General features: G+C 36.0%; 17 protein-coding genes and 1 riboswitch. Of the genes, 4 read left to right on the top strand and 13 right to left on the bottom strand.

Annotated features, from left to right (window positions below; all coding sequences use genetic code 11):
• Positions 1–92 precede the first annotated feature (92 nt).
• Positions 93–584: a PaaI family thioesterase gene (locus LCP48_RS12120; RefSeq protein ID WP_009371368.1), complete on the top strand. Its 492-nt coding sequence runs from the start codon at positions 93–95 to the stop codon at positions 582–584.
• Positions 585–667: 83 nt separating this feature from the next.
• On the opposite strand, the gene LCP48_RS12115 is transcribed toward LCP48_RS12120, so the two are convergent.
• From LCP48_RS12115 to LCP48_RS12075, 9 genes are all read right to left on the bottom strand, one after another.
• Positions 668–1516, bottom strand: coding sequence for a stalk domain-containing protein (locus LCP48_RS12115; protein WP_225340225.1), 849 nt, complete (start codon positions 1514–1516; stop codon positions 668–670).
• 143 nt (positions 1517–1659) lie between these two features.
• On the bottom strand, positions 1660–2097 hold the full coding sequence (gene dut / locus LCP48_RS12110) for a dUTP diphosphatase (protein ID WP_004229918.1): 438 nt from the start codon (positions 2095–2097) through the stop codon (positions 1660–1662).
• 12 nt (positions 2098–2109) lie between these two features.
• Positions 2110–3078 (bottom strand): class 1b ribonucleoside-diphosphate reductase subunit beta, encoded by a 969-nt coding sequence (gene nrdF / locus LCP48_RS12105; RefSeq protein ID WP_004229921.1) that lies wholly within the window; start codon positions 3076–3078, stop codon positions 2110–2112.
• Entirely contained in the window at positions 3066–5159 is a 2094-nt protein-coding gene (gene nrdE, locus LCP48_RS12100) for a class 1b ribonucleoside-diphosphate reductase subunit alpha (protein ID WP_202342204.1), read from the bottom strand. Before nrdE ends, nrdF begins: the two co-directional genes overlap by 13 nt.
• Entirely contained in the window at positions 5156–5515 is a 360-nt protein-coding gene (gene nrdI / locus LCP48_RS12095; RefSeq protein WP_048392755.1) for a class Ib ribonucleoside-diphosphate reductase assembly flavoprotein NrdI, read from the bottom strand. Before nrdI ends, nrdE begins: the two co-directional genes overlap by 4 nt.
• Positions 5512–5736, bottom strand: coding sequence for a glutaredoxin family protein (locus LCP48_RS12090; protein WP_004229925.1), 225 nt, complete (start codon positions 5734–5736; stop codon positions 5512–5514). The genes nrdI and LCP48_RS12090 overlap by 4 nt, the downstream gene beginning before the upstream one ends.
• A gap of 118 nt (positions 5737–5854) precedes the next feature.
• Positions 5855–6032: riboswitch (cobalamin riboswitch) on the bottom strand.
• Between the two features lie 360 nt (positions 6033–6392).
• A complete protein-coding gene (locus tag LCP48_RS12085) occupies positions 6393–6674 on the bottom strand; it encodes a hypothetical protein (protein WP_216485892.1) in 282 nt (93 codons plus the stop codon).
• Positions 6675–6683: 9 nt separating this feature from the next.
• A complete protein-coding gene (locus LCP48_RS12080; RefSeq protein ID WP_202342201.1) occupies positions 6684–7070 on the bottom strand; it encodes an SHOCT-like domain-containing protein in 387 nt (128 codons plus the stop codon).
• A gap of 13 nt (positions 7071–7083) precedes the next feature.
• Entirely contained in the window at positions 7084–7449 is a 366-nt protein-coding gene (locus LCP48_RS12075; protein ID WP_004229931.1) for a DUF2089 domain-containing protein, read from the bottom strand.
• Positions 7450–8148: 699 nt separating this feature from the next.
• Here LCP48_RS12075 and LCP48_RS12070 point away from each other — a divergent pair.
• Entirely contained in the window at positions 8149–9630 is a 1482-nt protein-coding gene (locus LCP48_RS12070) for an Lsa family ABC-F type ribosomal protection protein (RefSeq protein ID WP_225340224.1), read from the top strand.
• Positions 9631–9662: 32 nt separating this feature from the next.
• Here the strand turns inward: LCP48_RS12070 and LCP48_RS12065 are convergent, their stop codons facing one another.
• Positions 9663–10082 (bottom strand): hypothetical protein, encoded by a 420-nt coding sequence (locus LCP48_RS12065; RefSeq protein WP_036219159.1) that lies wholly within the window; start codon positions 10080–10082, stop codon positions 9663–9665.
• A gap of 90 nt (positions 10083–10172) precedes the next feature.
• Between LCP48_RS12065 and LCP48_RS12060 the strand changes: the two genes are divergently transcribed.
• Both LCP48_RS12060 and LCP48_RS12055 read left to right on the top strand, forming a co-directional pair.
• Positions 10173–10646, top strand: coding sequence for a DUF3888 domain-containing protein (locus tag LCP48_RS12060; RefSeq protein ID WP_225340223.1), 474 nt, complete (start codon positions 10173–10175; stop codon positions 10644–10646).
• A gap of 40 nt (positions 10647–10686) precedes the next feature.
• On the top strand, positions 10687–10905 hold the full coding sequence (locus LCP48_RS12055) for a hypothetical protein (protein ID WP_225340222.1): 219 nt from the start codon (positions 10687–10689) through the stop codon (positions 10903–10905).
• Between the two features lie 95 nt (positions 10906–11000).
• Here the strand turns inward: LCP48_RS12055 and LCP48_RS12050 are convergent, their stop codons facing one another.
• From LCP48_RS12050 to LCP48_RS12040, 3 genes are all read right to left on the bottom strand, one after another.
• Positions 11001–11504 (bottom strand): GNAT family N-acetyltransferase, encoded by a 504-nt coding sequence (locus LCP48_RS12050; protein WP_004229940.1) that lies wholly within the window; start codon positions 11502–11504, stop codon positions 11001–11003.
• 71 nt (positions 11505–11575) lie between these two features.
• Positions 11576–12679 (bottom strand): response regulator, encoded by a 1104-nt coding sequence (locus tag LCP48_RS12045; protein WP_225340221.1) that lies wholly within the window; start codon positions 12677–12679, stop codon positions 11576–11578.
• The gene (locus tag LCP48_RS12040) at positions 12676–15723 is read right to left on the bottom strand and encodes a sensor histidine kinase (protein ID WP_225340220.1); all 3048 of its coding nucleotides are present in this window, start codon (positions 15721–15723) and stop codon (positions 12676–12678) included. The genes LCP48_RS12045 and LCP48_RS12040 overlap by 4 nt, the downstream gene beginning before the upstream one ends.
• Positions 15724–15951 lie beyond the last annotated feature (228 nt).

Raw genomic sequence — 15951 nt, 5'->3', positions numbered from 1 at the left:
ATTTTTATTGATGGAATGGCAATGATTAATTATACTTAAATGATTAACGTTCGATGAGAAACATATAATACTAGAGTATTGGGGAGAGAAGAATGGAAGAATTAAAAGTAGAAAAAGCAATTCAAGATATTTATCCAGATGATATCGCTTGGTGTTATGGGTGTGGCCGTTTGAATGATGATGGTCATCATCTTCGCACGGGGTGGCATGGTGATAAGACGATTACAATCTATACACCTGAATCAAAATATATGGGTATTCCAGGATTTATCTATGGTGGTTTAATTGCTTCATTAATTGATTGCCATGGAACAGGGTCGGCAGCGCTTGCCTTGCATCGTAAAAATGGACATGAAATTGATGATGGAGCGGAGCCACCTCGATTTGTAACGGCTAACCTTCATGTAGATTTCCTAAAGCCAACACCCCAAGATGTTCCCTTAAAGGCAATTGGCACTGTTGAAGAAATTCATCCGAAGAAATGGAAAGTAGAAACTGAAGTTTACGCGCAGGATACGCTTTGTGCTCGTGGAACAGTTGTCCTTGTAGTAATGCCTAGTACTTTTCTAAATAAAAATGATTAGCATTTTTTATCCTCACTAAAATAAAGAAGAGCACATCTTATTCATAGATGTGCTCTTCTACTGCGTTTTTAATGGATTCATAATCAAGGAACTGTATTACTAATAACTGTCACAAAGCCATTTCTCGTGGCAGTTTCCAATAACGAATAAATAGCGTCACTGGCAGTTTTGTTAAACTCATACCATTGGTCAACAGCTGCGTCATAAATCAACACGTCTGGCTGTCCAGTCAAAGGTTTATCTGAAGATTGCACCAACGAATAGAGATCATAACGTGCTATGCTACTACCTTCCTTGTTCAGGAAATCATATTGGCCCATTTTATAATAGCCCCCAATTACGGTGCGATGGACAGACCATGTGTAGTCGTTAGGCTGTTTTATCTTCTTGCCCATATTTTTAGTAAATATACGGTGCATTTCTTCCATATAGGCATTGCCATTGATTTGCTCGACTACTCCCCCCATTGTCATGTGGTATTCATGAAGGAATGCTTTCACTTCCACACCCTTCATCATCAATGGCTCTGTATCGATTGAGATCGTTAAATGATCGTATTGAACTTTACAGCCAAAGGTTTCTGCTAGAAAACGTAATGGTACAATGGTGCGTCCATTCTTTAAGTATGGCTTTGCATCCAATAATACCGTTTTTCCATTTACTGTGGCTTTACTACTGTTCAACTTTAAACTGACTTTCATCTCACTTTGGGTCAGTATCACTTGGCCATCCGACCAATGAACTTTAGCCCCTAAATTTTCACTAATCACGCGTAAAGGTACCATTGTTCGATTGTTTTTTATTTCGGGCTTCACATCCGTTTGTACTGTCATACCGTCCACTTTTAGTTGACTACTAGCTGCTGCAGCAGTTGTGATAGATGTAAGAAGGACAATCAACATAAGGAAAATACCTGAACATATTTTTTTCATGATTATTAGCTCCTTTACTTCGCTATCATTACTTCATTCCATATGAACCCTATTATTTCCTTCTGTTATTAGCAACGGTAACAAAAAAATCCTGCATCTTCGCAGGATTTTTAAGTAAACTTTATGAGGTTTATATACACACGCTATTTCGTACCACTTGCGCCAAATCCAGAAGTTCCGCGCTCTGTTTGAGATAATTCATCTACTTCCACTAATTGAATAGAAGGAACAAATTGTATAACCATTTGAGCAATGCGCATTGATTTTTCTACGGTAAATGGTTCTTGACCATGGTTGATTAAAATAACACCGATTTCGCCTCTATAGCCTTCATCTATAGTGCCTGGGCTATTCAGTACGGTTACACTATGCTTTAATGCTAGTCCACTTCTTGGTCGAATTTGGGCTTCCGTTCCCTTAGGTAATTCAATCTGTATACCTGTCTTAATGAGTTTGGCTACGCCTGCTGGGATTTCTACTGCTTCTATGGAATAGAGATCCATGCCTGCATCACCAGGGTTGGCTTGTATCGGTAGCATGGCATCAGCGTGAACTTTTTTAATTTTTACTTCTAGATTCATTGTTCTTCATCCTTAACGATTAAAATTGAATGTGTCATCTGTGATCGGCGCAACTTTTGCCTTGGCATAGGTAGCACCCTTTTGTGAAAAGAAATCATATGTGGAGCCTTCATTACGAATACCATTCATCACAATTGGATTGACTTCTTCTTCTGGGAACATGGCTTCAAAGCCGACATTCATTAATGCTTTATTAGCATTATAACGTACATAGGCTCGCACTTCAGGTGATAATCCTGTTTCCGCATAAATATCATCTGTATACTTCATTTCATTTTGATATAAATCTAATAATAGCTCATAGCCCCACAAATGTAGCTCTTCTTGCTTTTCCTTTGAAAATTGCTTGAATAGATTTTGAGCAAAAAATCCAACTGCTACCCCATGGATAGACTCATCACGCAAGATCAGTGAAATAATCTCGGCACTGTTTCGTAGGAAGCCTTGTCCCCCTAAGTATAGTGGATAGAAAAAGCCAGAATAAAACAGGAAAGATTCAAGCATAACGGATGAGAACATCGCTTTCCATAGGCTCTCTGGATTGCCTTCTTCAATACTATTATAAATATCTGCGATTTTATTGGCCTTATACTGTAGAAATTCATTTTTCTTGACCCATTCAAATAGCTCATCGATTTCTTCGTTTGTACAAAGCGTTGTGAAAATATAAGAATAGGACTTGGCATGTATCGCCTCGAATGCATCAAAAACGGTTAGCACAGCCTTCTCCTGTAAATCATCTGTATAAGCGGCAACACGATTCATTCCGATATTTGTTTGTACAGTATCCAGTAAGGTTAATCCTGCAAATACTTTTTTATATGTGTCCTGATGCTCAAAGCTTTTCCATTGTTTAATATCTTTACTGACCGCAATTTCTTCTGGAAACCAAATTTGCTTCCATTGCTGGTCCCAAAATATTTGGGCAAGTTCACTTGTTGCTTTATTCCAATTGACTGCCTCATAAATTATATTTGACATGCTACACACTCCTCTAAGCTTTGTAATCGTTGACGAACATAGTAAACGGACTTAATGCCCTTTATCCACGCATAAATGTATACTTTAGCCAATTGTTCGGTTGTCCAATTGTCTGTTACATAAAGCGTCATGGAAATACCTTGGTCAACGTGCTTTTGAGAAGCTGCATATAAATCAATTAAATCATACGGATTCACATCATACGCCTCCACATATAAATGACTATTGTCATTTGTTAAATGAGGCATTGGATAAATGGTTCTACTATCGGCATAATCACGAACCTCTACGCGCTCTGTACATGGAGCGATTGAAGCCGTACAGCTACGAATATATGAAATACTACCAGTTGGGGCAATAGCCAAACGATAGGAATGGAATAGCCCGTATTGCATCACATCTTGCTTTAACGTTTCCCACATCTTGTTTGTGATGATTGGAATATTGCCAAGCGCCTTCAATACAACAGGTGACAATTCTTCTTCAGCTTTATTGATATATTGGTCAAAATAGCTACCAGATGCATAATCACTGTCCTCGAATCGATAGAAGGTTGCAGCTTTTTCTTTTGCCATTTCCATCGAAGATTTCAGTGAATAATAGTTCATCGCTTCCATAAAGTGATCCATGAAATCAATCGACTCTCTTGAGCCGTACAGGATGCCCTCCGTCACCAGATGCCCATGGAGGTTCATACAGCCAAGCCCTACAGAATGCATTAATTGATTGGCTTTTGCAACAGACGGTACATTTTTAATATGCGTCATTTGCGATACATTTGTTAGTAGGTGCATCGCTGTATCGACTAATGCGCCGAAATCCTTCACTTTACTTGCTGCATGGATATCGATGGAACCTAAGTTACACGATACATCTAATCCATAGTCATTTGGTTGATCCTGATCCGTAATGATACTTGTCTCTTGCACTTGCAGAATTTCTGTACATAGATTGGACATTTTGACACGTCCAATATTTTTTAAAGGATGTACCTTATTGACATTATCATCAAAGATTTCAAACGGATAGCCTGATTCAAATTGTGCTTTTTTCACCTCTGTGTAAAGCTTCCGTGCATTTAAACGTTTAATTTTACGAATTTTTGGGTTATCAAGTAGCTCGTAGTACATGTCTGAAATGGAAATCTCAGACATACGTTTACCGTATTCTTTAAAAATATCGTATGGGCTAAACAAGACGATATCCTTATCACGTTTCATCAGTTCGAAGAAAATACTAGGTATAATAATCCCTGTTGAAAGAGTTGCGAGGCGAATTTTATCGTCAGCATTTGGTTTTTTTGATGATATGAAATTTTCTATGTCTGCATGGAAAATATTTAGATAAACAACGCCTGAGCCATTTCGTTGCCCTAGCTGATTCGAATAACTGAAAGAATTTTCTAACAGTTTTGCTACTGGGATGACACCACTTGCACGATTTAATATCTCTTTAATTGGATCACCTAAAGGGCGTAAATCTGTTAAGTTGACCCCTACTCCACCACCAAGGCGTGATAGCTCTAAACAATAGCCAATATTTTCAGCAATACTGTTCATGGAGTCATCCATTGATAATTTAAAGCAGCTAACTAATTCACCACGTGCTTTCTTACCACTATTTAAAGCAGTTGGTGTTGCTGGCTGGTAGGCTTCCATCATTGCTTCGACAGAGCGTTCTGCTAGAGCCGTGTTTCCTTGAGCCAAATACAAAGCAATAATGACAATACGATCCTCATACTTTTCTAAGATCTCTTCCCCGTCACGACTTTTCATAGCATAGCTATCATAAAATTTGCTTGCGCTCATAAAGGATGGGAAGCGGAAATTATAATCATAGGCTTTCTTGTACAGCTTCTTAATAAATTCCATCTCGTACATATCGATAAATGCTTTCTCATAGTAGCCCTCATCAACTAAATAGCGAATTTTTTCCTCAATATCTATAAAATAACGCAAACGTACGTTAACATACTCTAAAAAGTAGCGGCGCGTAGCTTCGCGGTCCTTTTCTAACTCAAGTAATCCAGTTGTACTATAACGATTCAGTACGTCATTATTAAGCTTTAAATAGGTTTTCATCTCATTACCCTCGTTTCATAAAACGTTTGTATTGCTTCGTAATCCGTTTGATTACCTCGTAAATCTAATTTCCTTACTAAGGGTACATGATAGGTAGCGGCGATTTTCTCACCAGCAGCGCCAAATACATGATGGCCGAAATTACTATTGCCACTGGCAACTACTCCTTTACAAAAATCCCTGTTTTTTTCTAAGAAACGTTGTACCTTTGCTGGAATGTCACCTAAACCATCTGTGTAGGTAATTAAAAGATAGGGCTTGTTCAATCGCAATTCCTCCGAGAGCTCGATACATTCTGCCTTTAATTTGGATACAACATTTCGGACATTACCTGTACGACTCGCGTAAACAATCATAGGGCAATCAACTCAATTTGAGAAACAATTTCCTGAACATCTCCTATAAAAGTTTCATTCATCTCTAAAACAGGCACACTTAAAAAACCTGCGTCAATAATCGTTTGCTTTGCTTGTTCATCGTGATCGATGTTAACAATTTCAGCTTCAAGTCCTGCACGTTGTAGCTCAGATTTTACCCATAGGCATTTTGGACAAATTGTTTTCGTATAAAGTTTCATAGAAATCCCTCTTTTCATAAAATAAAAAAGCCTATCTCCTCTAGAGAGATAGGCTAAATGGAAACGTTAACATACCAAAAATACTGACGTTCCCATCTCTTAATCCCCGAAGAAATGATAAATTTGTTTTATAAAGGCAGGTCTCCTGGCTTTGCTTCATTCTCTGATTCCCTTCCCATGCAAATGCACAGTGGTTGCAATCATCGTCAGCTACACAGTTGCGGGGACAGCGTCGGAATTGTACCGAACTTCCCTTTTAAACTACATGTAGTAGTACCTTTGTAAAACGAACACAATATATAGTTGTTGTTCAATAGTTTTAAGTGTACCATCCTTCAAATGAAAAGTAAATCAAGATTCTAAACTTCTTTATTTTTGGATTATTCAGTATTTTTAATTATGTAGTTCCAAATAGATTACCACTAATCGCTTATACCCAAATCAAAAATCTATTTTAGACGATGTACATGTTTATCTATCAAAATGTATCTAGAATTCTGAAAGAAATGTTCTATTTTATGTACCATTGAAAAATAGTAGCTTCTATCATAAATCCTGAAATAATGATCATCTCTTACCCATTTCAAATGATGCTCATTAAATTAATAAAGAGCATGCTTTTATCATAACATGCTCTTACCATTCTATCATTGAGATTATAGTCTAATCTTAACCTCAGTCCCGTCCTGAGCTTTGACATCGACTAGCACGACTCCCTTATAATTTTGTAGTTCCTTGATAATCGGCTTTAGCATTTCTTTATCGATGATCGGAAAGGTAAAGTCTATGTTCTTTCGATCGAAGTATGCCTTTGTCCACTTATTGGCTTGTAGCTGAATCCATTTGGAAGTTAATATGGAGAGGACAATGGTTAGCACAATATAGGGAACTGGGACTGTAAAGCGAACATCTTTTGCTTTCACTTTTACATGCATCATTCGTTGCCTCTACTCAATGAAGACTGCAACGGAATCCCCGTTTGCTGATTTTATATCTACAATTTGTCCGTCTAATTCATTTTCGATTGCTTCAAGTAGAAGATTGATGTCGATATCTTTTACGTATTTTTCTGATTGTGGAATACTCGCAGCGATGCTGTGTCCTGCCATCAATACGGCTTTGACAAGTTTAATCGGCAAGTTTACCGTAACATTATCATTTTCGGTGGATACAACACGAACCTTTAATGTTTTTTCTAAATACTTTGTTTTTTCCACAAATTTGTTCTCAGAGTCTTCTTTCTGTTGTAGCACTTGAATCAGCTCTGATCCTTTATCCGCATCAATTTTTCCCTCTTGAATCATGGTTAACACTTTTGTGATTTCCTCTTTCATGGTCCGTTCCTCCCTATTCGTCTTTTAAGAGCTTTATGGCTTCATCCGTTGTGATTTCGCCATTTTCCAGCATGCTTACAATTTTTTTCTCGTCTACTTCATTTTTCTTCTTTTGAGCATAGCCAAGGGATGAAATAATGTCGTTTAGCTTGCCTCGAACTGTTGGATACGAAACACCCAGTTCCTTTTCAACCTCTTTAATGTTTCCTCTGCAGGTTAAAAACACTTCCACAAAATGAAGCTGATCCTGTGATAAGGATGCTAGCTTCGACAATTCAAATTCATTTTCAATGGTCGTGTGACAATGAGAACACTGTAACTTCGTAATTTTTAATGTTTTACTGCAGACAGGGCAATTTGTGATTACTTGATAAGCCATAGTGAACTCCTTCCTTTAAGTTAAGTTGATTATATAACAAAGAAATTAAATATGTAAATAATAAAAATTGATTTTTTTAATTATAAAATAAATAAAATTAATTATTGAATTAAAAATATTAATTAATCATTGCTGTATTGCTTGTCGTAAGCAATCATAGCACAGTCAACTTTACTCTATGTATGTGTTTTCTATTTCTACTGGTAGCTAGCGACATCAGTTAGATCATGACAGTTTAGAATTGAAAATAAGGTTACATTGTATTCTGTAAAAAAATTTGTTACTATAAAAAGACAATTATGAGAGGACTGATGAATGGACAATGAAGAACTAAACTATATTTTTATTTGAATTGAATGATTTCAAACACAAAATATAGGGTTAGTTTATCCATTTTTAACAATCAGTTTGCATTTTATTTGTCATGACACAAATGGCAAATCGTATTTATTTAGTGAAAGACTAATCCTTCCAATGCACAAGTGGAGGGATTTTTTCTTGCTTTCATAGTTGATTTTGCACCTTTCATTTACCCATAAAGGAGAGGAAAAATATGAGCGATTCAGAAACTATTGTGACGCATGTAACACTCCGTATAAGTCGTTAATATCCATCTGCTTATACGGAGAAATCAACCATAGATGGATAGACCGACTTTGTATGAAAAGTAAACTGTTGTAATACAAAGGAGGAATTATCATGTCCATGATACAAGTACAAAACTTAAACTTTTCTTATCCAAGTAGCTTTGACAATATTTTTAAGAATGTCAACTTTCAAATCGACACGGATTGGAAACTTGGATTTATCGGTAGAAACGGCCGAGGTAAAACAACATTCTTTCAGTTGTTATTAGGAAATTATGAGTATAGCGGAAAAATCATCTCTTCTGTAGACTTCACTTATTTCCCCTATCCAGTTTCTGATCCAAATAAATATACCCACGAAATATTTGAGGAAATTTGTCCTCAGGCAGAGGATTGGGAATGTCTACGTGAAATAGCTTACCTACATGTAGATGCGGAGGTCATGTATCGTCCTTTTAAAACATTATCCAATGGCGAGCAAACAAAGGTGCTGCTTGCTGCGTTGTTTTTGACAGAGGGTCAATTTTTATTAATTGATGAACCAACCAATCACCTAGACACGGATGCACGAAAGACGGTTTCCGATTATCTTCGCAGGAAAAAAGGATTTATTTTAATTTCACATGACAGAAGCTTTTTAGATGGCTGTGTTGACCATATCCTATCGATTAATAGAGCCAATATTGACGTTCAAAGTGGAAATTATTCTTCTTGGAAGTTAAATTTTGATCGTCAGCAGGAACACGAAGAAGTAACCAATCAACGACTGCAAAAAGATATCGACCGATTAAAACAATCCTCAAAGCGTTCGTCAGGTTGGTCTAATCAAGTGGAAGCCTCCAAAAATGGCACAACCAATTCAGGTTCAAAGCTGGACAAAGGCTTTGTCGGGCATAAAGCAGCTAAAATGATGAAACGAGCAAAGAATTTGGAATCCAGACAACAAAGAGCTATTGAGGAAAAATCAAAGCTGCTAAAAAATGTGGAAAAAACTGAGTCATTGAAAGTAGAGCCATTGGCATATCCATCAAAAGAAATGGTTGTTGTCACGGATGTATCGATTCGGTACGATGACCATATCGTGAATAAGCCTATTAGCTTCAAAGTGGCACAAGGGGATCGAGTTGTTTTAGATGGCAAAAATGGAAGCGGAAAAAGTAGTATGTTAAAACTTATTCTAGGTAAACCCATCCAACATACAGGCTCGATAAAGTTAGCTTCAGGTCTAGTCATTTCCTATGTTCAGCAGGATACATCCCATTTAAAGGGATTGCTATCGGAATTTATTGAAGAGCATGGTATTGATGAGACGTTATTTAAATCAATCCTGCGCAAGATGGATTTTGAGCGTATTCAATTTGAGAAGGATATCTCTCATTATTCTGGTGGGCAAAAGAAAAAGCTGCTGATTGCTAAAAGCTTGTGTGAGAAGGCTCATTTATATATTTGGGATGAACCACTCAATTTTATTGATATCTATTCACGCATGCAGATTGAAGAGCTCATAAAAAGCTCCCACCTCACAATGGTAATTGTTGAGCATGATCAGGCATTTCAACAAACTATAGCAACGAAAACGGTAGCGATGTCGTAAAGAGAAGAATCCATTTTATGGATTCTTCCTTTTTAATGATATTGAAACCAATGGACCCATTTAGTAGTTGTCTCTTTCACGATATATAGCTCACCTAGTGATGCACTTTGCGCTGGCAGTAATCTTGGAAACCTTAATCGAACAAACCAGGAGTGATTAGCCACATTTTCTCCACAGAAGTTCACCGCCATTTTATAGTAATTCTCCTCCATGCCAGTTAATATGGGCATGGGCTTTATCACCTCAATTTGCCACTCCTGATAATCAGGGCTTGAGCCATATACTTTTGGAATGATGTCAGCTAATGCTTGACTAAGCTCATTTTTGTCTTTCTCCGTTGTTTCCATCAATACATCTGGATTTGGACATTTTAAGCCTTCAGGTTCTGACCCCGAAGTAGCTGTTGGAAATAACAAAAGCATACATAAAAAGGGCATTATTATTTTTTCCATTGTTCAATTCCCTTTCTTTAAAAATGCTCGATAATTTGCTGTGATTGGTGCACTCTATAAAGTATCATCCTGCAGAAAGGTCACTATTCCATGAAAAAATTTGCTTATGTTTTAATGGCTATCTTCACTATGTTCATTGTGCCATGTAAGATTTATGCGCAAAGTGAACTAGCTGATGATCAACTAATCAGGGACACATTCATTACAATCCTTAATCCATTTATTGAAAAGGAAATTGATCATTACTACGGCTATCCTAAGCAGTACGGCTTGTATGATGTGAAAATTTTAAAAATTGTCAAAGAAAGTCAGTTTAGCTTTAAAGTTAGCGTGGAAGTTACGACCTTTGAGCATGCACATTCCCCACCCTACAGTAAGGAAATCATTACGTTTGAAGTCAGTCCAACTGGTGTCAGCACACTTCGCTATATACATGAGGCAGATGATGTAGAAAAGGCAATAAACGCATTCTATAGGGCAACACTGTTAGATATAAAGCAGAGTTTTAAGCTGGACTTAGCATCATATACTTCCTACCGATACGATCAATTGCAATATCATTAATAATGATATGAAATCCCTTGCTATGATTGCCGAGGAAATAGTGACCCATATTTTATTTCCTGAGCGAAAAATTCCCTACAAAAATGTCATAGACCCTGTCACCTTTATCAAGGGTAAAATCGGCTATATGCTCTTTAAAAGGGCGGATGGTACAAATGTAAGCTATCAACTGCAAAAGAAAGACGGCACATGGATCGTAACAGATAAAACAAGTAAGCCAGGTAAGAAAATGGAGGATTTGTTGCCGTGGTATATATAGAAAAATGAAGCCAACTGATTCCATCAGTTAGGCTTCATTTTTTAAGAGCTCCCTTTCTATACGTTTTCAGTTATTTTTTGTATTCGATACCATGATTAAATGAATTTATAGTAAATTACGGTTGCTTCTAATTCTCCATCTGGTGAAATAGTATATTGCGGAATTTTCCCCACTTCTTGATAATCTAATGATTTATATAATTTATTAGAAGGATCCCCTTCTCTCGTATCTAAAACTAGCAAGGAGCGGTTTTCTTGTTTTGCTCGTTCCTCTGCTTGTTGCATCAGCGCTCGTCCAATACCGTTGCGTCTAAAGTTGGGATGTGTCATTAACTTGCAAATTTCAGCACGATGAATGCCATTTGGTTTGCTAGTTAAATGCAATTGAATACTACCTGCAATTTCATTATTTATTTTCGCAATGAACAGTAAGACATCTGACGCTAAGACAGATTGCCAATATTTTATCGCTTGTTCTTGTGTGAGTGGAGGTAAAAAACCTACGGATGCTCCTTCATCTACGACCATAATCAATAATTCAGTAAGCCTCTCCAAATCTTGCTCAATATGGTGAAGCTCAATTATTTCAATCTTTTGCATGCCGAAAGCATCTCCTTTTTATAAAATTATTACCTACTATTAAAACAGAAATTACTTTTCCGAAATCGTTTCTAAACGTTGAGTAAGAACTCGTTGTATTTTCTATAAAATTTTTCTGGCACAGCGAGATCAATTTCAGCTAATTTTGCCTCTATAGATTCAAAGAATTTTATACATTCTTGTTTTCTATTTTGTTGAATTAAGAATTCGAACAATTGAAACATATAGTATTCATTATATTCGTCTAGCTCTAATAGCTTTTGTAGGCAATTATACTTTAATAAAGTATGTGCAGCGTTTGGACGTGCTATATACTGTTCAAGTACATGTAATACAGCTTGCTTTAAGCGGAGCCTGATTTGATTAACCCATAAATACTCCTCATCTATTAAAAAATCACCCTCATAGCAATTCAATAACTGCTGAATGGATTTCTCATCATGTTGTTCCTGCTCCAATAGTTGATTCAGCTCATCATAATCAGTTTGAATTTGAGCATTTAATTTATAGTGATTATTGACTAAGAGTATTGGATCTTGAATGCCATTGTCCTTTAATATCTTTCTTAAATGATAAATAGTTGTATGTAAATTACTAGCTGCCTTTTCAAAGTCCAAATCTGGCCACAATTCCTCTAAAAGAATTGCATTTAACATAGGCCTTTTTTGATGAAATAGTAAATATAAAAATAGTTCACGTACTTTTCTCGTACGCCACTTAATCACATTATGTTGAACATCCAGTAGATAAAAGCTGCCTAATGTATGCGCATATAATGAGTTTTTCTCAACCCTCGGCGCCACCGTAACGACCATTTTTTTCTGTGCTTTTGTTAACGCTATAATCAGTCGTTTTTCATGTACAGGCTTTAATAAATAATCTGTTGCCTCTACTTCAAAAGCCTCCACTGCAAATTGTGTATGAGCTGTAACAAAAATAATTTGTAAGGATGGTTGCTTGTGTAGTAACAGCTTTGCAAGTTGCATACCGTGTGTGTCAATCATTTCAATATCTAAAAACACTACATCAATTATTTCTTTTTCAAGAAACTGGAGGGCTTCAGTTGAATTTGTAAATGTTCCCTTAATGTTAATCTGAAATTGGGCAAGTTGTTTAACCATAATCGTTAAAACATCAATGGCCAATTTTTCATCATCAACGATCATTATATTCATGTGCCACCACCCGCTGGTAATAAAATGACAATTGTTGTTCCCTTTCCTTCTTTGCTGTAAATTCGTAAACTAGCATTTTTTATTAATTTAAATTTCTTTAATGGATTCATAAAGCCAATTCTTGTACTTTCTTCATTTAGCAATTGTTGCACTTTTTCTTCTGAAATTCCTACACCATTATCATAGATTTTAATTCTTACAAATTGTCCCTCTCTCTGTAGGCTTAATTCAATGGTCCCTCCCTCTACTTTCTTAGAAATTCCATGGAATACTGCGTTTTCAACTAGTGGTTGAATAGACAAAGCAGGGATTCCTAATTGTATCGATTCGTCAATATCATATTTAATACGTAAACGATCTCCAAAGCGCATTTTTTCAATCGATAAATAGGCTTTTACAAGCTCCATCTCCTCATCAATGGGGACAATGCTATTTCGATAATGAACATTCAATTTTGCACGGAAATAAGTGGCTAAACAATAAAGAGCTTCACGTGTGTTTTCCATATCTGTATAACTTAAACCAATAATCGTATTAAGGGTGTTATATACAAAATGTGGTGTGACCTGTGAATATAAGTAGTTCATTTCTACTTCGATCGCATCGATTGATGATTGTCGAACAGCCAATAAAGATTCAATACGAATAAAAAGTTCATCGGTAGAAATCGGCTTTTGTAGATAATCATTCGCCCCTACTTTTAACGTTTGCAGTAAGTCAGATTGCTTCATAACTGTAGTTAAGATAATTATGGGTAGTTCCAGCATATCATATTGTTTACGTACACGTTTACATAACTCATAACCTGACATCCCATTCATCATTAGGTCGATTAACATACAATCTACATGATTGGTTTTAATATAATCGATCGCATCAAAGCCATTATCTACGGCGATCACTGTATATCCCTTTAAACTTAATGCTTCCGTTAAAGCTTTTATATTAACATGGTTGTCATCTACCACCAGTATTTTTTTATCACTTCCTTTATAAATAAGAGGTAATCGAAGCTGTATTTCTGTATCAGTATGCGATGTAATGGTAGCTTGTTCATTACTTACGTTTTCTGATGTTGAGAGAGGCATTGTAAATGTAAATGTTGTACCTTCCTCTACAGTGCTTGTCACATAAATGTTACCGTTTAATTTTTCAACAATATTTTTAGTAATACTTAGTCCCAAACCTAACCCTTCTTTATTATGATGATGGTTTCCTTGATAAAAGGCGTTAAAAATACGATCTAACTCTTGTGTTGGAATTCCACAGCCTGTATCACTTACTTGGATGACCATCTGCTGCTGTTCAACATGCGCAGTGACTGTGATTGTTCCGTTTTGTGTAAATTTAATCGCATTATGCAGCAAGTTATATAAAATTTGTTTAAAGCGTAATTCATCCGTGAAGATCTTTGGCAAATCCCAGTTTATCTCTGCGGCTACCCTTACTTGACTATTTTTGGGCATTACACTACGAATTTCGGCCACTACTTCATGTATAACAGACAGAGATACACTACGTAGACTAATCCTTACTTCGCCTGTCATTTGATTGGAAGAAAACAATAAATCTTCTACTAAATGGCCTATACGCTGTGTAACACTGTGAATTAGAATAACTTGCTCCTGTTGAGATCGTTTTAATGGTCCTTGAGCACCTTCCATTAAGGATCTGGATAAATTTAATATTCCGTTTAGGGGGGCACGGAGTTCATGCGATGTTTTCAGAAGAAATTCATTCTTCATTTGGTTATGTTCAAGCAATTCTTCTGACAATGCGGCTATTTTTAAAACAGCTTGATTGGCACGATAATTTAATAATGAGGCAAAGCCAAATAATATTAGTAAAAATAACAAAAATTCTGTATAGTCAAAAGGCGTCCCAAATAAAAAGTTACAAATGAGTAAAATGGAATAACAACTAATCGCTGTAATAACTATTAGTACATAACGCACAGCCTCTAGACGTTTTAGCATGACCTTTATAAGCATCCATATATTATAGAAAATAACCGGAGCCGTGACACTAATATAGATTATTTTTCTCATAATCATTTCAAATTCTGAAGAGGCTCTTTCATTTTTTGTAAAGGGATTATAGATACCGTACATAACAAACACGATACCAAGCAATATGGCAAGCGTGTAAAAAATTTTTCTTTCTAGTAATTGTGGATACATCGCATTTATAAAAAATGTTAAAGCAAGCAATGCAAGTGGAATGATTCCTAATTGCAGACGCAATTGATTAACCGTTGATAGATCAGTAAATAACAGGAAAAACACTTTTTGATTGATAAACGACATATAAAAACCTAATGAAATAGTAAAAAGACCAAAGAATAACTCTTCTTTACGCTTGTGATCCTGTAAAAATGTAAAAACATAGATCGCACCAACTATCATATGACCTATACTCACTACTAGATCTAAAAACACTTTCCAGTGATAATGCTTTTGAATAGTCTGCATCGTCCCAAATTCAATAGGATAAACAATTCCAGCCTGAGGATAATTGTAGTTGGCAACATGGATGACAATGTCTAGTTTTTTATTGACACTAGGAGAAAACACGGTATATTTATCATCATTTTCAGATGCATACGCGCTTAAAACGGTACTTGGATTTCCTTTAGCCCCTACCTCAACGCCATTAATGAATACACGACTAGCTTGACGAATCGTTCGAATATATAGGCCATAAAATCCATCTGATGGTACCTCTATGCTGACGTGATAGGTTCCCACCGAAAGCCCCTCTTCATTTGGCTCTACATATGCTTGCCAATTGAAGGGTACATTTAAATTCAGTCTTTTATGTTGATAGCTATCAAAATTATCCCCCAAAGAAATTAATACATTTGGATAAAATGCCCATTCGCCTTCTAGCTTTACAGGCTTTAATAATTGCTCTTCCTCTAACTTTCCTACACCTTTATGTATAATTTTCGGCTGATTATTGGAGAAATATTGCCAATTACCAATCAAAAAAACAATCACAAAAAGCATGATTATACTGACAATAATTATGATATTTTTTTTCATTTCCGTGCCCCCAAAGATCGATCATTTATGATGTATCTTTACATCTTATTGCTCACAGTTTTTACAATCAACCCCTTTTGAGATAGTAGCATACTGTGTTTGAACAAAATCTAAACAAACAATAATAATACCTTTCTTGATGTTTTATTTGTTGTTATCTTAAAAAAACGATTATGAGCAGATTAAGGATTTTTATTAACCTCTTCAAGCATGTGAATTGATTTGTTT

The organism is Lysinibacillus capsici, from assembly GCF_020217405.1.
In the GTDB taxonomy this organism is placed as follows: Bacteria; Bacillota; Bacilli; order Bacillales_A; family Planococcaceae; genus Lysinibacillus; species Lysinibacillus capsici.
Note: the sequence above shows the minus strand (reverse complement) of the source record. Positions and strands in the feature narration are given on the sequence as shown.